This is a genomic window from Pseudarthrobacter sp. TRD_SC_9 (genome assembly GCF_055361265.1).
Window position 1 is genome coordinate 3,634,770 of the sequence record NZ_CM143956.1, and the last position, 24,135, is coordinate 3,658,904.

The 24,135-nt window shown below is 59.6% G+C and carries 11 protein-coding genes and 6 rRNA genes; 1 reads left to right on the top strand and 16 read right to left on the bottom strand.

All coding sequences use genetic code 11. The annotated features are described in order from the left end of the window. Positions 1 to 60 precede the first annotated feature (60 nt). From ACWA13_RS17025 to ACWA13_RS17100, 16 genes are all read right to left on the bottom strand, one after another. The gene (locus ACWA13_RS17025; protein WP_463935505.1) at positions 61 to 2,043 is read right to left on the bottom strand and encodes an NHL domain-containing thioredoxin family protein; all 1,983 of its coding nucleotides are present in this window, start codon (positions 2,041 to 2,043) and stop codon (positions 61 to 63) included. Next, positions 2,040 to 4,163 carry a bifunctional copper resistance protein CopD/cytochrome c oxidase assembly protein gene (locus ACWA13_RS17030; RefSeq protein WP_463935506.1) on the bottom strand — a complete coding sequence of 708 codons (2,124 nt, stop codon included), beginning with the start codon at positions 4,161 to 4,163 and terminating at the stop codon, positions 2,040 to 2,042. Before ACWA13_RS17030 ends, ACWA13_RS17025 begins: the two co-directional genes overlap by 4 nt. Before the next feature lie 127 nt (positions 4,164 to 4,290). Further along, positions 4,291 to 4,581 (bottom strand): HU family DNA-binding protein, encoded by a 291-nt coding sequence (locus tag ACWA13_RS17035; protein WP_354236135.1) that lies wholly within the window; start codon positions 4,579 to 4,581, stop codon positions 4,291 to 4,293. Between the two features lie 278 nt (positions 4,582 to 4,859). Further along, positions 4,860 to 4,976 (bottom strand): 5S ribosomal RNA (rrf, locus tag ACWA13_RS17040). A 207-nt stretch (positions 4,977 to 5,183) separates the two neighbouring features. After that, a 23S ribosomal RNA gene (locus ACWA13_RS17045) occupies positions 5,184 to 8,308 on the bottom strand. A 543-nt stretch (positions 8,309 to 8,851) separates the two neighbouring features. Then, a 16S ribosomal RNA gene (locus ACWA13_RS17050) occupies positions 8,852 to 10,375 on the bottom strand. Together the 16S, 23S and 5S rRNA genes form the textbook arrangement of a ribosomal RNA operon. A gap of 569 nt (positions 10,376 to 10,944) precedes the next feature. Further along, positions 10,945 to 13,749 carry a glycoside hydrolase family 2 TIM barrel-domain containing protein gene (locus ACWA13_RS17055; RefSeq protein WP_463935508.1) on the bottom strand — a complete coding sequence of 935 codons (2,805 nt, stop codon included), beginning with the start codon at positions 13,747 to 13,749 and terminating at the stop codon, positions 10,945 to 10,947. Positions 13,750 to 14,083: 334 nt separating this feature from the next. Next, a complete protein-coding gene (locus tag ACWA13_RS17060) occupies positions 14,084 to 15,091 on the bottom strand; it encodes a LacI family DNA-binding transcriptional regulator (protein ID WP_463935510.1) in 1,008 nt (335 codons plus the stop codon). A 133-nt stretch (positions 15,092 to 15,224) separates the two neighbouring features. Next, positions 15,225 to 15,341, bottom strand: a 5S ribosomal RNA gene (rrf, locus tag ACWA13_RS17065). Between the two features lie 207 nt (positions 15,342 to 15,548). Then, a 23S ribosomal RNA gene (locus ACWA13_RS17070) occupies positions 15,549 to 18,673 on the bottom strand. Between the two features lie 543 nt (positions 18,674 to 19,216). Continuing rightward, positions 19,217 to 20,740 (bottom strand): 16S ribosomal RNA (locus ACWA13_RS17075). Positions 20,741 to 21,463: 723 nt separating this feature from the next. Beyond that, positions 21,464 to 21,769 (bottom strand): 30S ribosomal protein S14, encoded by a 306-nt coding sequence (gene rpsN / locus ACWA13_RS17080; protein WP_026266887.1) that lies wholly within the window; start codon positions 21,767 to 21,769, stop codon positions 21,464 to 21,466. 4 nt (positions 21,770 to 21,773) lie between these two features. After that, positions 21,774 to 21,941 carry a 50S ribosomal protein L33 gene (gene rpmG / locus ACWA13_RS17085; protein WP_056737121.1) on the bottom strand — a complete coding sequence of 56 codons (168 nt, stop codon included), beginning with the start codon at positions 21,939 to 21,941 and terminating at the stop codon, positions 21,774 to 21,776. Next, positions 21,941 to 22,177 carry a 50S ribosomal protein L28 gene (gene rpmB, locus ACWA13_RS17090; protein ID WP_463935512.1) on the bottom strand — a complete coding sequence of 79 codons (237 nt, stop codon included), beginning with the start codon at positions 22,175 to 22,177 and terminating at the stop codon, positions 21,941 to 21,943. Before rpmB ends, rpmG begins: the two co-directional genes overlap by 1 nt. A 296-nt stretch (positions 22,178 to 22,473) precedes the next feature. Next, positions 22,474 to 23,235 (bottom strand): SGNH/GDSL hydrolase family protein, encoded by a 762-nt coding sequence (locus ACWA13_RS17095; protein ID WP_463935513.1) that lies wholly within the window; start codon positions 23,233 to 23,235, stop codon positions 22,474 to 22,476. Positions 23,236 to 23,291: 56 nt separating this feature from the next. Then, positions 23,292 to 23,768 carry a MarR family winged helix-turn-helix transcriptional regulator gene (locus ACWA13_RS17100; RefSeq protein ID WP_463935515.1) on the bottom strand — a complete coding sequence of 159 codons (477 nt, stop codon included), beginning with the start codon at positions 23,766 to 23,768 and terminating at the stop codon, positions 23,292 to 23,294. A gap of 79 nt (positions 23,769 to 23,847) precedes the next feature. On the opposite strand from ACWA13_RS17100, the gene ACWA13_RS17105 reads away from it, so the two are divergent. Then, positions 23,848 to 24,135: a YciI family protein gene (locus ACWA13_RS17105; protein ID WP_463935517.1), complete on the top strand. Its 288-nt coding sequence runs from the start codon at positions 23,848 to 23,850 to the stop codon at positions 24,133 to 24,135.

The window sequence follows — 24,135 nt, forward strand, 5'->3', positions numbered from 1 at the left end:
GGCTGCAGGCCGTGACGCCATGTCACGGCCTGCAGCCTTTTGCATAGTCGGTCCAGGTCCTTAGTCCATGCCGCGGAGGTCCAGCACCAGCTCGGTGTCGCCGTCAGCGGTCATGAGCACGGGGATTCCCCAATCCTGCTGGTACAGGTGGCATGCTGCGTGATCCGGGATCTCGCCGTCTTCGGTCTCCGGTCCGTCGCACGCCGCCGCACGGGCGGTGATGTGCAGGACGCCGTCTGGAACATCAGCGCTCAACTCCAGCGTCCGGTTCAGTCCCACCGATGTTCCACCGCCGGAGAGCAGCAGTTCCGGCGGGGTGGAGGAAATCTTCAGCTGGGTAGGATCGCCCCAACGGTCGTCGAGCTTCTGCCCGGTGGGGGCGGTGAAACGGACGTTAAGCGCCAGCAGCCCGGGAGCCACGGGGCTCTTGGGGCGGTGCGTCTGGGACGCGCCCTCATCCACCTGCTGGGCTTCCTTGGGGATGGGAACGTAAATCAGCTGGTGCTTGTTTGCCTCAACCACCACCAGCAGCGGCTCCGCACCGGCCACCTTGGTGTGGTCCACAATGACGTCGGACGGCTCGGACAGGCCGCGCGCCAGCGTGGAAACGGTGCGGGTGGCGGGATCGTAGCGGCGGACGGCACCGTTGTAGGTATCCGCAATCGCCACGGAACCATCGGGCAACACCGTGACGCCCAGCGGGTGCTGCAGCCGGGCCTCGGCGGCCTCACCGTCGCGGAAGCCAAAATCGAAGAGGCCCTTACCGACGGCGGTCTCCACGGTGAGCGTTCCGGCGTCATCGATCACGAGCTTACGCAGGGACGAAGTTTCCGAGTCAGCCACCCAGATGTTGCCGTCCGCATCTTCGGCCAGCCCGGAGGACTGGGCGAACCAGGACTCGTGGGCGGCGCCGTCCAGCAGGCCCTCAAGGCCGTTGCCCGCGGCAATCGCCACTGCCCCGCTCAAGGGGTCGAAGCTGAAAATCTGGTGCGTGCCGGCCATGGCGACCACCACGGCATTGAGCTTGCTGGACCAGATCACGTCCCACGGCGAGCTCAGTGAAACCTCGAGCGGGTGCTCGCTGAGCTGGCCGGTGAATCCGGCTGCGTCCTCGTCCACGCGGGCCGGTCCGGTTTCGAGCAGCCGCTGGACGCCGTTTCCGGCAAGCGTGCTGACTTTTCCGTCCGCCAGCGAAAGTCCGCGGAGGCGGTGGTTGACGGAGTCGGCAATGACGACGTCGTAACCCACCTTCGCTGCCACATCCTTCGGCAGCAGCACCAGGCCCTGGGGCTCGTTGAACTGGGCGGTGGCCGCCTCACCGGCGGCACCGCCGTCGGCGTACCCCTTAACTCCGGTGCCGTAGGTCGCTAGAACGGTGTGGAAGTCGGTGTGCAGTTCCACTATGCGGTGGTGGCCGGTGTCCGTGACAAGCCAGGAGCCGGCGTCGTTGCTTGTTGCCTCACCCACGGTTCCGCGGCCGGACGGAAGGTAAAGGGCCTTGCCCGGGAAACGCAACGTTCCGGAGGTGGGCTCGGGCGCCACGTAAGGCCCGGAACCACGGTGTAGCGTACCTTTGGCCTCATGCTGGGCGACGAGTTCGGAGATGAGCACGCCCAGGCCGTCTGCATGGCCTTCGCCGGACAGGTGCGCAACGATGTAACCCTCGGGGTCGATGACCACGAGGGTGGGCCAGGCACGGGCCGTGTAGGCCTTCCAGGTCTCCAGTTCGGGATCGTCCAGCACGGGGTGGTGGATCTCGTAGCGTTCCACGGCGGCCGCCAGGGCTACCGGGTCTGCTTCGTGCTCGAACTTGGGCGAGTGGACGCCAACGGTAACCAGGACGTCCGAGTACTGCTCCTCCAACGGGCGCAGCTCATCCAGGACGTGCAGGCAGTTGATGCAGCAGAACGTCCAGAAGTCCAGCAGCACGATCTTGCCGCGCAAGGATTCCAGGTCCAGGGACTTACCGCCGGTGTTAAGCCAGCTACGGCCCACCAGCTCGGAGGCGCGGACCCGGTGGTGGGTGCGTACGGTTTCGCTCATGAGCGTCCTTCCAGCTTCGAATTGCGGTCAGCCAGCCTGGCGTCGCGTTCGGCCAATTTGGCAAACATATCGTTGTAAGCATTGAGATCGGCGTCGTTATTCCTGTCCGCTGCCCGGTCCACGCGACGCTTCTCGCGCTCATCGGACCGGGACCACATAATGGCGACCCCGATTGCCACCAGCAGGGTCGGTACCTCGCCGATCCCCCAGGCCACTGCGCCGCCCATTTGCTGGTCCTCGATGGCCGAAACGCCCCAGGCCCGGCCCAGGTTGCCGAAGTAGTCGGCAGCCAGCAAACCAGTGCCACCCATGATCGCCACACCGAAGAACGCATGGAAACCCATGGTGGCCAGCAGCAGGAGCAGCCGCATCGGGTACGGGGCCCGACGCGGCAGCGGGTCCGTCCCGATCATGGTCAGCACAAAGATGTATCCGGTCAGCGTGAAGTGCAGGATCATCAGCTCGTGGCCCACATGCTCCCGCATCGCGTAGCCGAAGGCGTCCGAGTAGTAGAACAGCACAATCGAGCCGGCGAAGTTGGCGGCCGCGAAGATCGGGTGGGTTACGAGTTGGGAAAACTTCGAGTGCACAAATACCAGCAGCCACTCGCGGAGGCCCCGGGATCCGTCACTGCGGGCAGGCAGAGCGCGCAGCGCCAGCGTCACCGGCGCGCCCAGCACCAGGAAGATGGGAGCCACCATGGTCAGGGCCATGTGGTCCACCATGTGCGCGGAAAACAACACCCTCCCATAAACAGCGGGTGGACCGGAGGTGATGTAGGTGAGCACTACCAGGCCGACCACCCAGTTAATGGTGCGGAACGGGCTCCACTTGTCCCCCCGGCGTCGTACCTTCACAACACCCAGAACGTAGGCCACCAGGCCGAACAGGGCGGCGGCAACCCACAGCCAGTCCAGCCGCCACTCGGTCAGCCAGCGCTCGGCGGTGAGTTCCGGCGGCAGCTCGTAGCCGGTAAGGATGAAGGCGGGCGAAGCATCCGGGGCGTAGGTGGTGGGCTCCGGCGGCGCCGAACGCCCCAGCGCTACGGCCACTCCGGAAGTGCCGCCCATGATCAGGAGTTCTACCGCTATCAGCTGCCACAGCACACGCTTGGCGGAAAGCCCCTTGCGGCCCAGCTGTGGAATCACCCATTGCCGGTGCATAAACCCGATGGCGCCCAAGGCAACAGTGGCCAGCGTCTTCGCCACCACCAGCTGGCCATAGGCGGAACCAAAAAGATCACCCCAGGACGTGATGCGGATGCTCGCATTGATAACACCGGAAGTCAGGACCAGCGTGAACGCAAAGCCGGCAAGAGCGGAAAAACGCCGCAGGACGGGTTCGGTAAGATCGGTGCCGCTCAGGAGCCTCGAGAGCAGTACCAGCATCACGATGCCGCCTACCCACACGCTCACGCCCAGCAGGTGCAGGCCCAGGGAGTTGATGGCCCCCTCATGGTCCGAGGAACTCGACGAATGCCCGATCAGCGCGGTCGGGACCAGCCCGACGACGGCGAGGACCAGCGTGAGTGCCAAAGCCGTCAGCGACCTGAGGCCAAAGAGAGCCGTGGTCACCACCGCGGCGATGATGGTCACCCAGAGCCAGGCACGGCCAGTCTCGATGTCCGTCATGAAGAAAACCAGCGACTGCGTGAACTGAGCATCACCGGACAGCCGCAGGCCGGCCACGTCCGCGAAGGTCAGGACCAGGACCGCTACAGCCGAAAGCGTCCACACACCACCGGCAACCGCTGTGACTCCCAGCGCCCGGCTGAAGAGCGGGTGTTCGGCGGCGCCGGCGTCCGCCTTCGCTTTGATCCTCGATCCGACGGCATCCTTTGGCAGGATGACCACAGCGAAAATCAAGCCGCCGATTACCGTAGCGAGCGACACGTTGTGCAGCGCCTTGCTGACAGGGAGCCCCCAGCGGACCAGGGCACCGGGATCGGAGACGTCGCGGACTGCAGCAGCTCCGGAGAAGAGCAACGCCACCACTAGGCCTGCGAAGAGCGCCGCCAAGCCGGCCCACTGCCATGCAGGGGAAATCCCAGCGGCAGAGCCTCCGGCGGCAACAGACGCCGGGGTGGAGTTCTTGGAAGGTGACTTTGCTGCGGAGGGCACCTCTCCATTCTCCGCTACGTCCGCCCACGCCGCGAATCGGGCCTGCACTGGGTGCCCTTGCCCGGCCGTTAAACGAAGGAAGCGGCAACCGCTCGGGTTGCCGCTTCCATCGATGCTACGAAGAAGACTACTTCTTCTTCTTGGCGACTGCAGCCTTCAGCTTGGAGCCTGCAGTCAGCTTGACGCTGTGGCCGGCTGCGATCTGGATGGTCTCACCGGTCTGCGGGTTGCGGCCGGTGCGGGCTGCACGGTCGGTGCGCTCAACAGCGAGCCAGCCCGGGATGGTGATCTTCTCGCCGGCGGCGACGGAAGTCTCGAAAACCTCGAACAGTGCATCGAGGACGGAGTTCACGGCAGCCTGGCTGGTGCCGGCCTTGCCCGCTACCTCTGCAACAAGTTCACTACGGTTCTTAGCCATTTATGTCCTCCTGGACGATCATGTTTCTGGAGCCTGCACGCGGTGTGCACACAAGCCACTGTTCGAAAACTTACCAGCTTGCACCGACTGAGGCCGCAAATTCCGCGTGTTTCCGCGTTTTCTTGAGGAAAATCACCCGATTCGGCTCGTTTTCCACAGACTTTGGCTCACGTTGGGGCCCATAGACAGCCGCGCTTCCCCGGCGGTGTTGGTGCTGGGTTGGGTGGTTAAAGGGGTCAGGCCCCGACACGTGGTGTCGGGGCCTGAGCCTAGTGTTTGTCCGGCGGTGACCTACTCTCCCACACCCTCCCGGGTGCAGTACCATCGGCGCTGTGGGTCTTAGCTTCCGGGTTCGGAATGGGACCGGGCGTTTCCCCCACGCTATGACCGCCGTAACCCTTGTACCCGTCACCCCTTGTTGGGGGTGTGGGAAGTCTGGTGTTACAACTTGTGGTGTTGTTATTTTGTTGTTGGTTCCTGTGCAACGTGCCCGTGGTGCGGGTTTGTTGTTTGGGAACCACATAGTGGACGCAAGCAGTCTTGATCTTTACGCAGTGCTTTGGTGTGAACGTCTTTTGAAGGTTTCGTTCACGCACTGGTGTGTGGTGTAAGTTATCGGCCTATTAGTACCGGTCAGCTTCACGGGTCTTTAGTCCCCGCTTCCACATCCGGCCTATCAACCCAGTGGTCTGGCTGGGGGCCTCTCACACACGAGGTGTATGGAAATCTCATCTTGAAGCGGGCTTCCCGCTTAGATGCTTTCAGCGGTTATCCCATCCGAACGTAGCTAATCAGCGGTGCACTTGGCAGTACAACTGACACACCAGAGGTTCGTCCGTCCCGGTCCTCTCGTACTAAGGACAGCCCTTCTCAAATTTCCTGCGCGCGCAGCGGATAGGGACCGAACTGTCTCACGACGTTCTAAACCCAGCTCGCGTACCGCTTTAATGGGCGAACAGCCCAACCCTTGGGACCTACTCCAGCCCCAGGATGCGACGAGCCGACATCGAGGTGCCAAACCATGCCGTCGATATGGACTCTTGGGCAAGATCAGCCTGTTATCCCCGAGGTACCTTTTATCCGTTGAGCGACGGCCATTCCACAATGTACCGCCGGATCACTAGTCCCGACTTTCGTCCCTGCTTGAGATGTCTCTCTCACAGTCAAGCTCCCTTGTGCACTTACACTCGACACCTGATTGCCAACCAGGCTGAGGGAACCTTTGGGCGCCTCCGTTACTCTTTAGGAGGCAACCGCCCCAGTTAAACTACCCATCAGGCACTGTCCCTGACCCGGATTACGGGCCGAAGTTAGATGTCCAAAGTGACCAGAGTGGTATTTCAACGATGACTCCACCCGAACTGGCGTCCGGGCTTCAACGTCTCCCACCTATCCTACACAAGCCACTCCGAACACCAATACCAAACTATAGTAAAGGTCTCGGGGTCTTTCCGTCCTGCTGCGCGTAACGAGCATCTTTACTCGTACTGCAATTTCGCCGAGTTTATGGTTGAGACAGCGGGGAAGTCGTTACTCCATTCGTGCAGGTCGGAACTTACCCGACAAGGAATTTCGCTACCTTAGGATGGTTATAGTTACCACCGCCGTTTACTGGGGCTTAAATTCTCAGCTTCGCCTTGCGGCTAACCGGTCCTCTTAACCTTCCAGCACCGGGCAGGAGTCAGTCCGTATACATCGTCTTGCGACTTCGCACGGACCTGTGTTTTTAGTAAACAGTCGCTTCCCCCTGGTCTCTGCGGCCCCGATCCCCTCCAGAACGCGTGGTTCTTTCAAGGTTGGGGCCCCCCTTCTCCCGAAGTTACGGGGGCATTTTGCCGAGTTCCTTAACCATAATTCTCTCGATCGCCTTAGTATTCTCTACCTGATCACCTGTGTCGGTTTGGGGTACGGGCGGCTAAAACCTCGCGTCGATGCTTTTCTCGGCAGCATAGGATCACCAAATCCCCCCATACGGGGGTCCCATCAGATCTCAGGCATCACGAACAGCGGATTTACCAACCATTCACCCTACATCCTTAGACCGGGACAACCATCGCCCGGCTTGGCTACCTTCCTGCGTCACACCTGTTAATACGCTTGCCTCCCAGGATCAGGTCCTGCGCTCCACCAAAACCCTCACACCACAAGGGCGATCGGGCAGGCTTCGGGCAGTTAGTATCCCCTGTTCAGCATGGGCGGTTTTTCGCCGGTACGGGAATATCAACCCGTTGTCCATCGACTACGCCTGTCGGCCTCGCCTTAGGTCCCGACTTACCCAGGGCAGATTAGCTTGACCCTGGAACCCTTGATCATTCGGCGGACGGGTTTCTCACCCGTCTTTCGCTACTCATGCCTGCATTCTCACTCGTGTAGGCTCCACCGCTGGTTTACACCGCGACTTCACTGCCCACACGACGCTCCCCTACCACTCCAGACGACTGAACCACGAAGGCTTGTCTACTATCTGAAATCCACAACTTCGGCGGTGTACTTGAGCCCCGCTACATTGTCGGCGCGGAATCACTTGACCAGTGAGCTATTACGCACTCTTTCAAGGATGGCTGCTTCTAAGCCAACCTCCTGGTTGTCTTCGCAACTCCACATCCTTTCCCACTTAGCACACGCTTAGGGGCCTTAGTTGGTGGTCTGGGCTGTTTCCCTCTCGACTATGAAGCTTATCCCCCACAGTCTCACTGCTGCGCTCTCACTTACCGGCATTCGGAGTTTGGCTGACGTCAGTAACCTTGTAGGGCCCATTAGCCATCCAGTAGCTCTACCTCCGGTAAGAAACACGCAACGCTGCACCTAAATGCATTTCGGGGAGAACCAGCTATCACGAAGTTTGATTGGCCTTTCACCCCTACCCACAGCTCATCCCCTCCATTTTCAACTGAAGTGGGTTCGGTCCTCCACGACGTCTTACCGTCGCTTCAACCTGGCCATGGGTAGATCACTTCGCTTCGGGTCTAGATCACGCCACTGCAACGCCCTATTCAGACTCGCTTTCGCTACGGCTTCCCCCCACGGGTTAACCTCGCGACGTAACACTAACTCGCAGGCTCATTCTTCAAAAGGCACGCCGTCACAACTACAAGGTTGCTCCGACGGATTGTAAGCACACGGTTTCAGGTACTGTTTCACTCCCCTCCCGGGGTACTTTTCACCTTTCCCTCACGGTACTGGTCCGCTATCGGTCATTAGGGAGTATTTAGGCTTATCAGGTGGTCCTGACAGATTCACACGGGATTTCTCGGGCCCCGTGCTACTTGGGATACTCTCCAGGCGGCACCAAACATTACGGTTACGGGGCTCACACCCTCTACGGCCGGCCTTTCAAGACCGTTCACCTATGCCAGCACATCACACCTCACTGTCCCGGCAGAGACAGTACGGAAAGTCCCACAACCCCGACCATGCAACGCCCGCCGGCTATCACACATGGAACGGTTTAGCCTGATCCGCGTTCGCTCGCCACTACTGACGGAATCACTATTGTTTTCTCTTCCTGCGGGTACTGAGATGTTTCACTTCCCCGCGTTCCCTCCACGTACCCTATGTGTTCAGATACGGGTCACCAGGTAACTCGCGTTCCTGGCGGGGTTTCCCCATTCGGAGACCCTGGGATCAAAGTCCGGTTATCGACTCCCCCAGGCATATCGCAGATTCCCACGTCCTTCTTCGGCTCCTAATGCCAAGGCATTCACCGTGTGCCCTTAAAAACTTGACCACAAAGATCAATTCAAAACAGATTTTCGAGAGAACCACAGAAACCGTCCCCGCACACCCAAAGGCGCAGGGAACCAGATCCAGGTTCATATTCTTGGAAATTGCTTCTTATAAAAGATGCTCGCGTCCACTATGTAGTTCTCAAACAACAACCCCAAACCACACACCCCACACAAGCCCCGCGAACGGGACCACCATGCGATCGATGCAGCCAGGAAACCAGAAACAAACAAACCCGCAAACACCCCCACCCACCCAAAAGAGCAGAAGAAAGCATCCACGGCCCTGTTGCCTCAGGACCCAACAGTGTGCCAAACACTAAACCACCCGCAAACCCCACCACATCGTTCCAAGCAACCACCAACCCCCGCAAAGAGGAAGAACAGTCACCGTACTGGACAAGCGAAACCACAGACAGCCGCTATTTATTGATATTCCACCCATGAGCACCCGCCGCAGAACTAGCGTCTGCGCAACGGGCATATACTCCTGACAAACCCCCACACCACATACGCGGCATGAACAATCTGTAGGTGCTCCTTAGAAAGGAGGTGATCCAGCCGCACCTTCCGGTACGGCTACCTTGTTACGACTTAGTCCCAATCGCCGGTCCCACCTTCGACAGCTCCCTCCCACAAGGGGTTAGGCCACCGGCTTCGGGTGTTACCAACTTTCGTGACTTGACGGGCGGTGTGTACAAGGCCCGGGAACGTATTCACCGCAGCGTTGCTGATCTGCGATTACTAGCGACTCCGACTTCATGGGGTCGAGTTGCAGACCCCAATCCGAACTGAGACCGGCTTTTTGGGATTAGCTCCACCTCACAGTATCGCAACCCTTTGTACCGGCCATTGTAGCATGCGTGAAGCCCAAGACATAAGGGGCATGATGATTTGACGTCGTCCCCACCTTCCTCCGAGTTGACCCCGGCAGTCTCCCATGAGTCCCCGCCATTACGCGCTGGCAACATGGAACGAGGGTTGCGCTCGTTGCGGGACTTAACCCAACATCTCACGACACGAGCTGACGACAACCATGCACCACCTGTAAACCGACCACAAGTGGGGCGCCTGTTTCCAGACGTTTCCGGTTCATGTCAAGCCTTGGTAAGGTTCTTCGCGTTGCATCGAATTAATCCGCATGCTCCGCCGCTTGTGCGGGCCCCCGTCAATTCCTTTGAGTTTTAGCCTTGCGGCCGTACTCCCCAGGCGGGGCACTTAATGCGTTAGCTACGGCGCGGAAAACGTGGAATGTCCCCCACACCTAGTGCCCAACGTTTACGGCATGGACTACCAGGGTATCTAATCCTGTTCGCTCCCCATGCTTTCGCTCCTCAGCGTCAGTTAATGCCCAGAGACCTGCCTTCGCCATCGGTGTTCCTCCTGATATCTGCGCATTTCACCGCTACACCAGGAATTCCAGTCTCCCCTACATCACTCTAGTCTGCCCGTACCCACCGCAGATCCGGAGTTGAGCCCCGGACTTTCACGGCAGACGCGACAAACCGCCTACGAGCTCTTTACGCCCAATAATTCCGGATAACGCTTGCGCCCTACGTATTACCGCGGCTGCTGGCACGTAGTTAGCCGGCGCTTCTTCTGCAGGTACCGTCACTTTCGCTTCTTCCCTACTGAAAGAGGTTTACAACCCGAAGGCCGTCATCCCTCACGCGGCGTCGCTGCATCAGGCTTTCGCCCATTGTGCAATATTCCCCACTGCTGCCTCCCGTAGGAGTCTGGGCCGTGTCTCAGTCCCAGTGTGGCCGGTCACCCTCTCAGGCCGGCTACCCGTCGTCGCCTTGGTGAGCCATTACCTCACCAACAAGCTGATAGGCCGCGAGTCCATCCAAAACCACAAAAAAGCTTTCCACCCCCCACCATGCGATGAGGAGTCATATCCGGTATTAGACCCAGTTTCCCAGGCTTATCCCAGAGTCAAGGGCAGGTTACTCACGTGTTACTCACCCGTTCGCCACTAATCCACCAGCAAGCTGGCATCATCGTTCGACTTGCATGTGTTAAGCACGCCGCCAGCGTTCATCCTGAGCCAGGATCAAACTCTCCGTTGAAGTAAAACAAAAACAGACACAACCACACCCACGGAAATAACGCAGGAAAATGGCTGCACAAAATTTGAAACCAGCTGAAAAAAACCAGACCCACACCACAGGGGCGGCACAGGCCCGGTCAAAAACAACCAATTCATATAAATAAATCGGTATCAATAAACTTGGCACACTATTGAGTTCTCAAACAACAGACACACCCGGCACCACCACAACATCTCAGCCGTGGATCGCTCCGGAGCAACTTTTCAAACTTACCCGATCCAGCGAAGCTTTGCAAACCAACGTTTCCGCGATCAACACTCCACCAAACCAGCCCCACCCACCAACAACACACCAAAAAGCGCGCCATTTCCAGGCCATTTGAAGAAGGGGGTCGGTCGCTATTTTCCCGCATCAGCGGCGGCGACTCAAAAAACAATACACCCACCCAACCCCCAACACAAATCCACCACCACCCACACCCACAACCCCCAAAACCCGCGGCACTCCGCGGATTCCAGGGGTCCAGCCATCAAGTTCAGGCGCGTGGTGGGGCCACCGGTTATATGGACTGGATCACACTTAAGGACTCAGCCTCGTGCCCGCAACACCACCGAAAAGTCTGCCTCCCGCGGCGGCAGCCGGTAAGCCTCCAGGACTCCCGGTCCGCATGCCGACGTACCTACTCCACGGCGGGCATGGTCCACGTACACGTAAGTGCGCCCGTCGGAGGCCAGGTCGGCGCGGTGCGTTGCGGCGTCGAGGACGTCCTGCCCGTATGGGCGGACAGTCAAAGCGAAAGGTTCCCCGCTGATGTCCAACGTGCCGGCGTTGAGGGTCACCGTTGCTTCGCGAACCCCTGCGCGGGCACCCGATTCCTGGGGGCGCACATAGTCGACATCCAGTTCATCCAGCGGGAGGCCGAACCAGCCCGTCCTGGCTCCCTGCCCGGAGTCGGGGTATGCCTGATGTGGCCCCTGGCCAAACCAGTCCACGGCTTGGGTACCCGTTCCCAGGATCAGCTCCAACCCAATCCGCGCCCACTCCACCGCGAAGCCGGCGTTGGTCCACTCACCATCGGGGCGGACCTGGGTCCGGAGCTGGACATCCTGGCCATCACTGCTCCACGAGTAGTCCACCAGCACCCCGAACTGCTTGTCCGCCGCCGCCATCCGGGTCCGGACGACGAGCACCTCGCCACCGTTCGCTGCCGGTTCAGCGGTAATGCCGATGAGACGGCTATGCATCCGGTCCAGACGGGCGTCCTTCCACTGCGTCGCCAGTGGCCTGCGGTCCGCCCCGTCCCATTCGACCCCCAGGTCGTTGTCCGTCGGCGCCCACCAGAGCATCAGGCAAAGGCCGTCCACAGGAATGCCGCCGATCGCCGTCGGAACTCCGGTAGCGCGGTCAAACGTCACGGGGCCAAGGTGCAGCTCAGCGTCATCCACACGCACAGCCTCAAGGGCGGCGGGCGCCGGGACGGCGGGCAGTTCACGGACAGCCTGGCCCCATGCAACCTCGTGCCCGGCCAATGCCCAGTCGGTGTCGGCAGCAAGGCAGGCACTGACGGTGAGCACCGCGGCGCCTCTCCCGGCCAACGCCGGGAGGCCGGCGGGCAGCCGCACGAAGCAGTCCGCCCGGGGCGCCAACGGCGTGACCGCAACCGTGCCGGCGTCGAGAGTCACGCCGTCGGCCTCCACCTGATAGCGGAAGCTGAGCGCTGAGGTGTCCGCAAAATCAAAGCCGTTCCGCACCGTGAAGCCTGACCAGTCCTCCTCCACAGTGATCTGCAGCGGCTCGATGACCTTCTTGAAGTCAAGGAGGCCGGGGCGGGGCTTGCGGTTGGCGTCCACCAGGCCGTCCGTCACGAAGTTCCCGTCGTGCACTTCCTCGCCGAAGTCGCCGCCGTAGGCGAACTGCTCGGTGCCATCCGTCGCGGCCACGGTTATCCCGTGCTCCAGCCACTCCCACACAAAGCCACCCATCAGCCGGGGATAGCTCTCGAACAGCTCCTGGTATTCAGTCATGCCGCCGGGTCCGTTGCCCATGGCATGCACGTACTCGCACTGCATAAACGGCATGGCGCGCCGGCGCGCATCGAGCCCGGAATCGGCCAGCGGCTCCTCCTTGCCCTGGCCGATCAACTCGGTCTCAGCGTGGCTGGCGTACATCCTTGAGTACACGTCTACGTCCGGGCAGCTCCAGTCGCCCTCATAGTGGATGGGCCGGGACGGGTCCCTGTCCTTGGTCCAGCGCGACATCGCCGCCAGGTTCCGGCCGGTCCCCGCCTCATTGCCCAGGGACCACATAATGACGGCTGCGTGATTCTTGTCCCGCTCCACGGTGCGCCGCATCCGGTCCACCAGCGCGGCTTCCCACTGCGGATCGTCGCTGGGATTCTGCTTCCAGCCGCTGCTTTCGAAACCATGCGTCTCAAGATCGCATTCGAGCACCACGTAAAAACCCAATTGGTCAGCCAGGGCCAGGAAATCCGGGTGCGGCGGGTAGTGCGACGTTCGGATTGCGTTGATGTTGTGCTGCTTCATGAGCCGGAGTTCCGCTTCCATAAACCCGCGCGGAACCACCCGGCCCAGCTTTGGATGATGCTCGTGGCGATTCACGCCGCGCAGCAGGATCCGCCGGCCATTGACCTTGAACTGGGCGTCCTCGATAAGGATGCTGCGGAATCCGAGCTGCAGCTGTACCGTCTCGCCAGGCGTGCTGACGGTTGCTTCGTAGAGCCGCGGCACCTCCGCCGACCACGGTGAAATGTCCGGAATCCGGTATACGGTGCCTGACTCCAGTTCCAGCCCGAGTTCCGGAATGCGTACGACGGCGGCAACCGCTTCGCCGCCCCGGCTCGCTTCCACTCGGAGGAGGCCGTGCCCGGTGTGGTGATCGAAGTCGGCGTGGACAAAAACATCGTCAATGCCGTGCTCCGGCCGTCCCTGCAGCGTAACGTCGCGGAAGATGCCCGGCAGCCACCACATGTCCTGATCCTCCACGTAGCTGGCGGCCGAGAACTGCGCCACGCGTACCGCCAAGACGTTCCGGCCTTCCCGGAGGACGCCGGTAACGTCAAATTCGTGCGCAAGCCGGCTGCCGCGGGTGGTTCCCAGTTCGGTGCCGTTCAGCCACACCGTACCCGCAGAGTCAATGCCATCGAAACGGAGGAGGGCGCACGGAAAGAACTCTGGCCCGGCTTCGAATTCGACCAGGTGGTCGCCGATCGGGTTCGCCTCGGGGACATGCGGCGGCTCAACGGGGAACGGGAACTGGACGTTGGTGTATGCGGGCTTTCCGTGTCCGTGCATCGGCCAGTTTGAGGGGACGGGCAGGGTGGTGAAGCCCTCAGCGTCACCGCCGAACTGCCAGCCGTCCGGAGCCTGGCGCACGCCGGGGCTGAGCCTGAACAGCCAGTCGCCGTTGAGCTTCAGATTGGGAGCGTCGCTGTGCAGGTAGGCGCGTGGCGGGAGGGTGCCCCGGGAAGGTTCCAGTGAGGCCAGGTTGAGGACTTCCTGGGCGCCAGCTCCAGCGGGCGGGGCTGGTTGCCCGCGGCGCCCTGGGCAGAGGGCTCGATCGTTTCGGTGGGTGACTCAACTGGCATAGCGTTCCTTTATCCGGGGCTTGGGAGCGGCCGCGTATGCAGGCGCAGCCTTCCGTGAACGTTCACGGTACGCGGAAGATGCTACCGGTCCGGCAGCCCTTTGGATAGGCTCCGGGACAGTTCTACGCCGATTGGCGCAACACCAGCTCATGGCGCAGGGTCAGTTCAGCTGCCGAGCTTCCCGGAGAGACGGTGCCGGACAGCAGCCCGTCAAGCAGTCCGACGGCGGCCCTTCCCACTTCCCGGAGGTCCACAGAGAGGGTGGTCAACTCAGGCGTCACCAACTCGCCGAGCGGGATCCCGTCCATGCCAATCACCGCACAGTCCCCGGGCACAGCACGCCCGGCTTGGGCCAAGGCTTTGAGCGCGCCGGCCGCCATCAGGTCGTTGAAGGCCAGGAGTCCGTCCACCTGCGCAGACTGGGACAGCAATTCGCGGACAGCCCCGGATGCAGCCAGCGCGGAGTCCGCACTACGGGCAACAGTCAGCTCGATCCCGAGCTCGCGGGCAACATCCACAACAGCCGTACCGCGGGCTGTCATCGACTCCTGCGGCCCTGAATCCAGATAAGCAATGTGGCTGCGGTCGTCCCCGGCCAGATACTCAAGCGCAAGCCGTGCTGCATGGCGGTAATTGAAAGAAATCCTGCCTGCGCTCTGGCCTGATGGATGATCCAGCAAGATCACCGGGCGCCTACCCAGCATTGCCTGGGCCTGATCCGAATCCTGGCCAAGATAGCCAATAACCGCATCCACTTGCGGTGCCAGACGTTCGATGGCATCCAGGGCCCTGCCGGCACCATGTCCGTAGTCGTCCACCACCACGTTCCAGCCCCGCTGGGTCGCCATCTCAACAACACTCGAGGCAAAGGCAGGGAAATATGGGTTGGTGAGATCCGGAATTGCCAGGCCCACAGAGGTACGTGCCCCTTGGACGAGGCCTTTGGCGAACCGGCTCGGCGTGTAGCCAAGTTCACGCGCCAACTCCTGGACGCGTTCCCGGGTTGACTGCTTAATCCCCGGCATGCCGTTCATGGCCCGGGTGACAGTTTGCCTCGAGACCCCAGCGGCAGCGGCCACATCAAGGATGGTGGCCCGCTTCCGGGCAGGTGTGCGGGAGCTGGAAGTCATGCTGGTAAGTCTAAGTTCCCGGGAGAGGGCACCGTATCTGGCTGTGTCTTTGGGCACGGTGTTGGTGTGGGGTGTGGTGGTGTTAAAGGGGTCAGGCCCCGACACGTGGTGTCGGGGCCTGAGCCTAGTGTTTGTCCGGCGGTGACCTACTCTCCCACACCCTCCCGGGTGCAGTACCATCGGCGCTGTGGGTCTTAGCTTCCGGGTTCGGAATGGGACCGGGCGTTTCCCCCACGCTATGACCGCCGTAACCCTTGTACCCGTCACCCCTTGTTGGGGGTGTGGGAAGTCTGGTGTTACAACTTGTGGTGTTGTTATTTTGTTGTTGGTTCCTGTGCAACGTGCCCGTGGTGCGGGTTTGTTGTTTGGGAACCACATAGTGGACGCAAGCAGTCTTGATCTTTACGCAGTGCTTTGGTGTGAACGTCTTTTGAAGGTTTCGTTCACGCACTGGTGTGTGGTGTAAGTTATCGGCCTATTAGTACCGGTCAGCTTCACGGGTCTTTAGTCCCCGCTTCCACATCCGGCCTATCAACCCAGTGGTCTGGCTGGGGGCCTCTCACACACGAGGTGTATGGAAATCTCATCTTGAAGCGGGCTTCCCGCTTAGATGCTTTCAGCGGTTATCCCATCCGAACGTAGCTAATCAGCGGTGCACTTGGCAGTACAACTGACACACCAGAGGTTCGTCCGTCCCGGTCCTCTCGTACTAAGGACAGCCCTTCTCAAATTTCCTGCGCGCGCAGCGGATAGGGACCGAACTGTCTCACGACGTTCTAAACCCAGCTCGCGTACCGCTTTAATGGGCGAACAGCCCAACCCTTGGGACCTACTCCAGCCCCAGGATGCGACGAGCCGACATCGAGGTGCCAAACCATGCCGTCGATATGGACTCTTGGGCAAGATCAGCCTGTTATCCCCGAGGTACCTTTTATCCGTTGAGCGACGGCCATTCCACAATGTACCGCCGGATCACTAGTCCCGACTTTCGTCCCTGCTTGAGATGTCTCTCTCACAGTCAAGCTCCCTTGTGCACTTACACTCGACACCTGATTGCCAACCAGGCTGAGGGAACCTTTGGGCGCCTCCGTTACTCTTTAGGAGGCAACCGCCCCAGTTAAACTACCCATCAGGCACTGTCCCTGACCCGGATTACGGGCCGAAGTTAGATGTCCAAAGTGACCAGAGTGGTATTTCAACGATGACTCCACCCGAACTGGCGTCCGGGCTTCAACGTCTCCCACCTATCCTACACAAGCCACTCCGAACACCAATACCAAACTATAGTAAAGGTCTCGGGGTCTTTCCGTCCTGCTGCGCGTAACGAGCATCTTTACTCGTACTGCAATTTCGCCGAGTTTATGGTTGAGACAGCGGGGAAGTCGTTACTCCATTCGTGCAGGTCGGAACTTACCCGACAAGGAATTTCGCTACCTTAGGATGGTTATAGTTACCACCGCCGTTTACTGGGGCTTAAATTCTCAGCTTCGCCTTGCGGCTAACCGGTCCTCTTAACCTTCCAGCACCGGGCAGGAGTCAGTCCGTATACATCGTCTTGCGACTTCGCACGGACCTGTGTTTTTAGTAAACAGTCGCTTCCCCCTGGTCTCTGCGGCCCCGATCCCCTCCAGAACGCGTGGTTCTTTCAAGGTTGGGGCCCCCCTTCTCCCGAAGTTACGGGGGCATTTTGCCGAGTTCCTTAACCATAATTCTCTCGATCGCCTTAGTATTCTCTACCTGATCACCTGTGTCGGTTTGGGGTACGGGCGGCTAAAACCTCGCGTCGATGCTTTTCTCGGCAGCATAGGATCACCAAATCCCCCCATACGGGGGTCCCATCAGATCTCAGGCATCACGAACAGCGGATTTACCAACCATTCACCCTACATCCTTAGACCGGGACAACCATCGCCCGGCTTGGCTACCTTCCTGCGTCACACCTGTTAATACGCTTGCCTCCCAGGATCAGGTCCTGCGCTCCACCAAAACCCTCACACCACAAGGGCGATCGGGCAGGCTTCGGGCAGTTAGTATCCCCTGTTCAGCATGGGCGGTTTTTCGCCGGTACGGGAATATCAACCCGTTGTCCATCGACTACGCCTGTCGGCCTCGCCTTAGGTCCCGACTTACCCAGGGCAGATTAGCTTGACCCTGGAACCCTTGATCATTCGGCGGACGGGTTTCTCACCCGTCTTTCGCTACTCATGCCTGCATTCTCACTCGTGTAGGCTCCACCGCTGGTTTACACCGCGACTTCACTGCCCACACGACGCTCCCCTACCACTCCAGACGACTGAACCACGAAGGCTTGTCTACTATCTGAAATCCACAACTTCGGCGGTGTACTTGAGCCCCGCTACATTGTCGGCGCGGAATCACTTGACCAGTGAGCTATTACGCACTCTTTCAAGGATGGCTGCTTCTAAGCCAACCTCCTGGTTGTCTTCGCAACTCCACATCCTTTCCCACTTAGCACACGCTTAGGGGCCTTAGTTGGTGGTCTGGGCTGTTTCCCTCTCGACTATGAAGCTTATCCCCCACAGTCTCACTGCTGCGCTCTCACTTACCGGCATTCGGAGTTTGGCTGACGTCAGTAACCTTGTAGGGCCCATTAGCCATCCAGTAGCTCTACCTCCGGTAAGAAACACGCAACGCTGCACCTAAATGCATTTCGGGGAGAACCAGCTATCACGAAGTTTGATTGGCCTTTCACCCCTACCCACAGCTCATCCCCTCCATTTTCAACTGAAGTGGGTTCGGTCCTCCACGACGTCTTACCGTCGCTTCAACCTGGCCATGGGTAGATCACTTCGCTTCGGGTCTAGATCACGCCACTGCAACGCCCTATTCAGACTCGCTTTCGCTACGGCTTCCCCCCACGGGTTAACCTCGCGACGTAACACTAACTCGCAGGCTCATTCTTCAAAAGGCACGCCGTCACAACTACAAGGTTGCTCCGACGGATTGTAAGCACACGGTTTCAGGTACTGTTTCACTCCCCTCCCGGGGTACTTTTCACCTTTCCCTCACGGTACTGGTCCGCTATCGGTCATTAGGGAGTATTTAGGCTTATCAGGTGGTCCTGACAGATTCACACGGGATTTCTCGGGCCCCGTGCTACTTGGGATACTCTCCAGGCGGCACCAAACATTACGGTTACGGGGCTCACACCCTCTACGGCCGGCCTTTCAAGACCGTTCACCTATGCCAGCACATCACACCTCACTGTCCCGGCAGAGACAGTACGGAAAGTCCCACAACCCCGACCATGCAACGCCCGCCGGCTATCACACATGGAACGGTTTAGCCTGATCCGCGTTCGCTCGCCACTACTGACGGAATCACTATTGTTTTCTCTTCCTGCGGGTACTGAGATGTTTCACTTCCCCGCGTTCCCTCCACGTACCCTATGTGTTCAGATACGGGTCACCAGGTAACTCGCGTTCCTGGCGGGGTTTCCCCATTCGGAGACCCTGGGATCAAAGTCCGGTTATCGACTCCCCCAGGCATATCGCAGATTCCCACGTCCTTCTTCGGCTCCTAATGCCAAGGCATTCACCGTGTGCCCTTAAAAACTTGACCACAAAGATCAATTCAAAACAGATTTTCGAGAGAACCACAGAAACCGTCCCCGCACACCCAAAGGCGCACGGAACCAGATCCAGGTTCATATTCTTGGAAATTGCTTCTTATAAAAGATGCTCGCGTCCACTATGTAGTTCTCAAACAACAACCCCAAACCACACACCCCACACAAGCCCCGCGAACGGGACCACCATGCGATCGATGCAGCCAGGAAACCAGAAACAAACAAACCCGCAAACACCCCCACCCACCCAAAAGAGCAGAAGAAAGCATCCACGGCCCTGTTGCCTCAGGACCCAACAGTGTGCCAAACACTAAACCACCCGCAAACCCCACCACATCGTTCCAAGCAACCACCAACCCCCGCAAAGAGGAAGAACAGTCACCGTACTGGACAAGCGAAACCACAGACAGCCGCTATTTATTGATATTCCACCCATGAGCACCCGCCGCAGAACTAGCGTCTGCGCAACGGGCATATACTCCTGACAAACCCCCACACCACATACGCGGCATGAACAATCTGTAGGTGCTCCTTAGAAAGGAGGTGATCCAGCCGCACCTTCCGGTACGGCTACCTTGTTACGACTTAGTCCCAATCGCCGGTCCCACCTTCGACAGCTCCCTCCCACAAGGGGTTAGGCCACCGGCTTCGGGTGTTACCAACTTTCGTGACTTGACGGGCGGTGTGTACAAGGCCCGGGAACGTATTCACCGCAGCGTTGCTGATCTGCGATTACTAGCGACTCCGACTTCATGGGGTCGAGTTGCAGACCCCAATCCGAACTGAGACCGGCTTTTTGGGATTAGCTCCACCTCACAGTATCGCAACCCTTTGTACCGGCCATTGTAGCATGCGTGAAGCCCAAGACATAAGGGGCATGATGATTTGACGTCGTCCCCACCTTCCTCCGAGTTGACCCCGGCAGTCTCCCATGAGTCCCCGCCATTACGCGCTGGCAACATGGAACGAGGGTTGCGCTCGTTGCGGGACTTAACCCAACATCTCACGACACGAGCTGACGACAACCATGCACCACCTGTAAACCGACCACAAGTGGGGCGCCTGTTTCCAGACGTTTCCGGTTCATGTCAAGCCTTGGTAAGGTTCTTCGCGTTGCATCGAATTAATCCGCATGCTCCGCCGCTTGTGCGGGCCCCCGTCAATTCCTTTGAGTTTTAGCCTTGCGGCCGTACTCCCCAGGCGGGGCACTTAATGCGTTAGCTACGGCGCGGAAAACGTGGAATGTCCCCCACACCTAGTGCCCAACGTTTACGGCATGGACTACCAGGGTATCTAATCCTGTTCGCTCCCCATGCTTTCGCTCCTCAGCGTCAGTTAATGCCCAGAGACCTGCCTTCGCCATCGGTGTTCCTCCTGATATCTGCGCATTTCACCGCTACACCAGGAATTCCAGTCTCCCCTACATCACTCTAGTCTGCCCGTACCCACCGCAGATCCGGAGTTGAGCCCCGGACTTTCACGGCAGACGCGACAAACCGCCTACGAGCTCTTTACGCCCAATAATTCCGGATAACGCTTGCGCCCTACGTATTACCGCGGCTGCTGGCACGTAGTTAGCCGGCGCTTCTTCTGCAGGTACCGTCACTTTCGCTTCTTCCCTACTGAAAGAGGTTTACAACCCGAAGGCCGTCATCCCTCACGCGGCGTCGCTGCATCAGGCTTTCGCCCATTGTGCAATATTCCCCACTGCTGCCTCCCGTAGGAGTCTGGGCCGTGTCTCAGTCCCAGTGTGGCCGGTCACCCTCTCAGGCCGGCTACCCGTCGTCGCCTTGGTGAGCCATTACCTCACCAACAAGCTGATAGGCCGCGAGTCCATCCAAAACCACAAAAAAGCTTTCCACCCCCCACCATGCGATGAGGAGTCATATCCGGTATTAGACCCAGTTTCCCAGGCTTATCCCAGAGTCAAGGGCAGGTTACTCACGTGTTACTCACCCGTTCGCCACTAATCCACCAGCAAGCTGGCATCATCGTTCGACTTGCATGTGTTAAGCACGCCGCCAGCGTTCATCCTGAGCCAGGATCAAACTCTCCGTTGAAGTAAAACAAAAACAGACACAACCACACCCACGGAAATAACGCAGGAAAATGGCTGCACAAAATTTGAAACCAGCTGAAAAAAACCAGACCCACACCACAGGGGCGGCACAGGCCCGGTCAAAAACAACCAATTCATATAAATAAATCGGTATCAATAAACTTGGCACACTATTGAGTTCTCAAACAACAGACACACCCGGCACCACCACAACATCTCAGCCGTGGATCGCTCCGGAGCAACTTTTCAAACTTACCCGATCCAGCGAAGCTTTGCAAACCAACGTTTCCGCGATCAACACTCCACCAAACCAGCCCCACCCACCAACAACACACCAAAAAGCGCGCCATTTCCAGGCCATTTGAAGAAGGGGGTCGGTCGCTATTTTCCCGCATCAGCGGCGGCGACTCAAAAAACAATACACCCACCCAACCCCCAACACAAATCCACCACCACCCAGTGCCCCGCATCAACAGAACCCCGCCACGGCGCGGAATACCGGCTATCAGGGTGAGGAAAATAGGCGAAAGTGAGTGCCGGCGTCGTGCCTTCAACACTGTGGGCTGCAGCACGCACCGGATCTCGACAAGCTCGATCACCGGACCAGCTCGATCAACGATGGTGCTCGATCACCGGACGCGCCGCCCCGGGCCTTAAACGCAAAAGGGCCGGCAACCAAACGGTTGCCGGCCCTTTTCAAGCAGCTGGAATCAGCAGAAGCGGATTACCAGGAAGACTTGGTGATGCCCGGAAGCTCGCCACGGTGTGCCATGTCGCGGAAGCGGACACGGGAGATACCGAACTTCTGGAAGGTACCGCGCGGACGGCCATCGATGATGTCGCGGTTACGCAGGCGTACCGGCGAAGCGTTGCGCGGAAGCTTCTGCAGGCCGAGGCGTGCAGCTTCACGGACTTCGTCGGTGGAGTTGGGGTCTACCAGAGCCTTCTTCAGCTCGAGGCGCTTGGCAGCGTAACGCTCTACGATGACTTTACGCTGTTCATTCTTAGCGATCATTGACTTCTTAGCCATATGCTTAGCGCTCCTCTCGGAATTCGACGTGCTGGCGGATCTTGGGATCGTACTTACGCAGGACCATACGGTCCGGGTCGTTACGACGGTTCTTGCGGGTTACGTAGGTGTAACCGGTTCCCGCGGTGGACTTCAGCTTAATGATCGGACGTACGTCCTTGTCTTTAGCCATTAGAGCTTCACCCCACGAGCAAGAATGCTGGCGACGACTGCGTCGATGCCGCGGACGTCGATGGTCTTAATGCCCTTTGCAGACAGCTGCAGGGTGACATTACGGCGCAGGGACGGAACCCAGTAGCGCTTCTTCTGGATGTTCGGATCGAACCGACGCTTGTTGCGGCGGTGCGAGTGCGAAATGCTGTGCCCAAAGCCCGGCTCGGCTCCGGTCACTTGGCAGTGTGCTGCCATGACTTCTCCTCAAAAATTGAATGTAATGATCCGCATATCTGCTGCTGGATCATGCAGCTAAGAGCGACCCAAAAGTGAATCAGGGCGAACGGTTAGTCACGCAACTTGAGCCCCTAACTACCGGCCACCCTGGAGAAAATACCGGGCAACCGGAGCAATTGCGCACGCTCCGCGCACTTAGCGCTTGTCAAGTCTACGAGTTCGCGCAATTAAAGACCAATCCGGGCTGCGAAGGTGTATAAGGGCGGCCGCCCCGCCAGGCGCCCAAGCGGCGCGGGACGGCCGGGTTGAAACCGCTACAGCCGAGTCAGGTGAGGGTACCTGGGCTGAAGGCCATCGCCCGAAGACGTACCGGTCAGCCGGCGCATTACCCAGGGCCCGGCGAACTCACGCGCCCAGCGCGCATTGGCGCCCACTGTCTCGAGCGGGCCCAGCTGAGGTACGGGTGTCATGGGCGGTACTTCTATGGAGTGATCATGCTCCAGCACGGTCAGCACCCTTTTGGCCATGTTTGCGTGCCCGGCAGCGGACATATGCATCCGGTCCTGAGCCCACATGCCCCAGTCGTAGTACTCGTTGAAGCGCCAGTAGTCCACCAGCAGCGCACCGTGATCGCCCGCGATTCCGCGCACCAGTTCGTTGTAGATGGCGGTCCGGCCGCGCATGGTGCTGAAGACCTTCGAGCCGCGGGCGTCGAAACCGGTGAACATCACCACGGTGGCTCCGGTGGCAGTCAGCCGGGCAACGGCGTCGTCATACTCCACCAGCAGGTCATCAATGTCGATGCGCGGCCGGAGGATGTCATTCGCACCGGCGTAGATGCTCACCAGGGTGGGATTAAGCTCGACGGCGGCACTCACCTGTTCGGCGATGATCTGGCGCAGTTTCCGTCCCCGGATCGCCAGGTTCGCATAGCCAAATCCCGGATCTGCGGCACCCAACTGCTCTGCAACCCGGTCAGCCCAGCCACGGACACCGTTGGGTCGGGTTGGATCGTCGTCACCGACGCCCTCTGTAAAGGAGTCGCCAAGGGCGACATAGCGGGAGGTAAATTCCATAGGCCCGAGTCTGCCACCAGCGCCGGGAGCCCACCAAGACGAACCCCCGCCTACCGTCAGTTGCGCAGGATCCAATGGTCGGCGTCGAGCTTTGCCACGATCTTTTCGCCGATCCTGGCGAGATCGGCGACGTCCTCCTGGGTCAGGGCGTCCAGGAACTTGTTCCGTACCGATTCGACGTGGCCCGGTGCCAGCTCGACCAGCCTGTCCATGCCCTGGTCGGTGAGGTGCGCGGTGGTGACGCGGGCATCACCGGGATGCGGCCGGCGCTCCACCCATCCGCGCTTCTCCAGCTTGGTAACCACGTGGGACAAGCGCGAGAGGGAGGCGCTGGTACGGCCAGCCAGGGCACTCATGGGGAGGTAGCGGCCTTCCGCCTCGGACAACATGGCCATTACGTTGTAGTCGAAGAGCGAGACCTTTCCCGCAGCATGCAGCTGGTTGTCCAGGGCTGCCGGCAACATGGTGTTGATGCTCAGCAGCGCCAGCCACGCGCGTCGCTCATCAGGATTCAGCCACCGTGGTTCAGTCATCCCTCCATTCTAGGAGCTTGCGATGCTTGACGGTTCAACTGAGCGGGGCCTGTTATACCTTCGCGGTAGTCTGAGCCGCATGTATGTAGTCTCCCTGACCTACAAAGTGCCCCAGGACATAGTGGATTTACACCTCGATGCCCACGTCGAATGGCTGCAGAAGGCCTTTGACGACGGCGTCTTCGTTGCTGCCGGACGCAAGGTTCCGCGCACCGGCGGGATGCTGTTGTCCCGGGCCGGCCGCGAAGAACTGGACAATTCCCTGGCCCGGGATCCGTTCTATATCAACGGCGTGGCGGAATTCGAGGTCACCGCATTCCACGCCAGCCGGGTGGCTGAAGGATTCGAAAACCTGCTGGACGAGTAA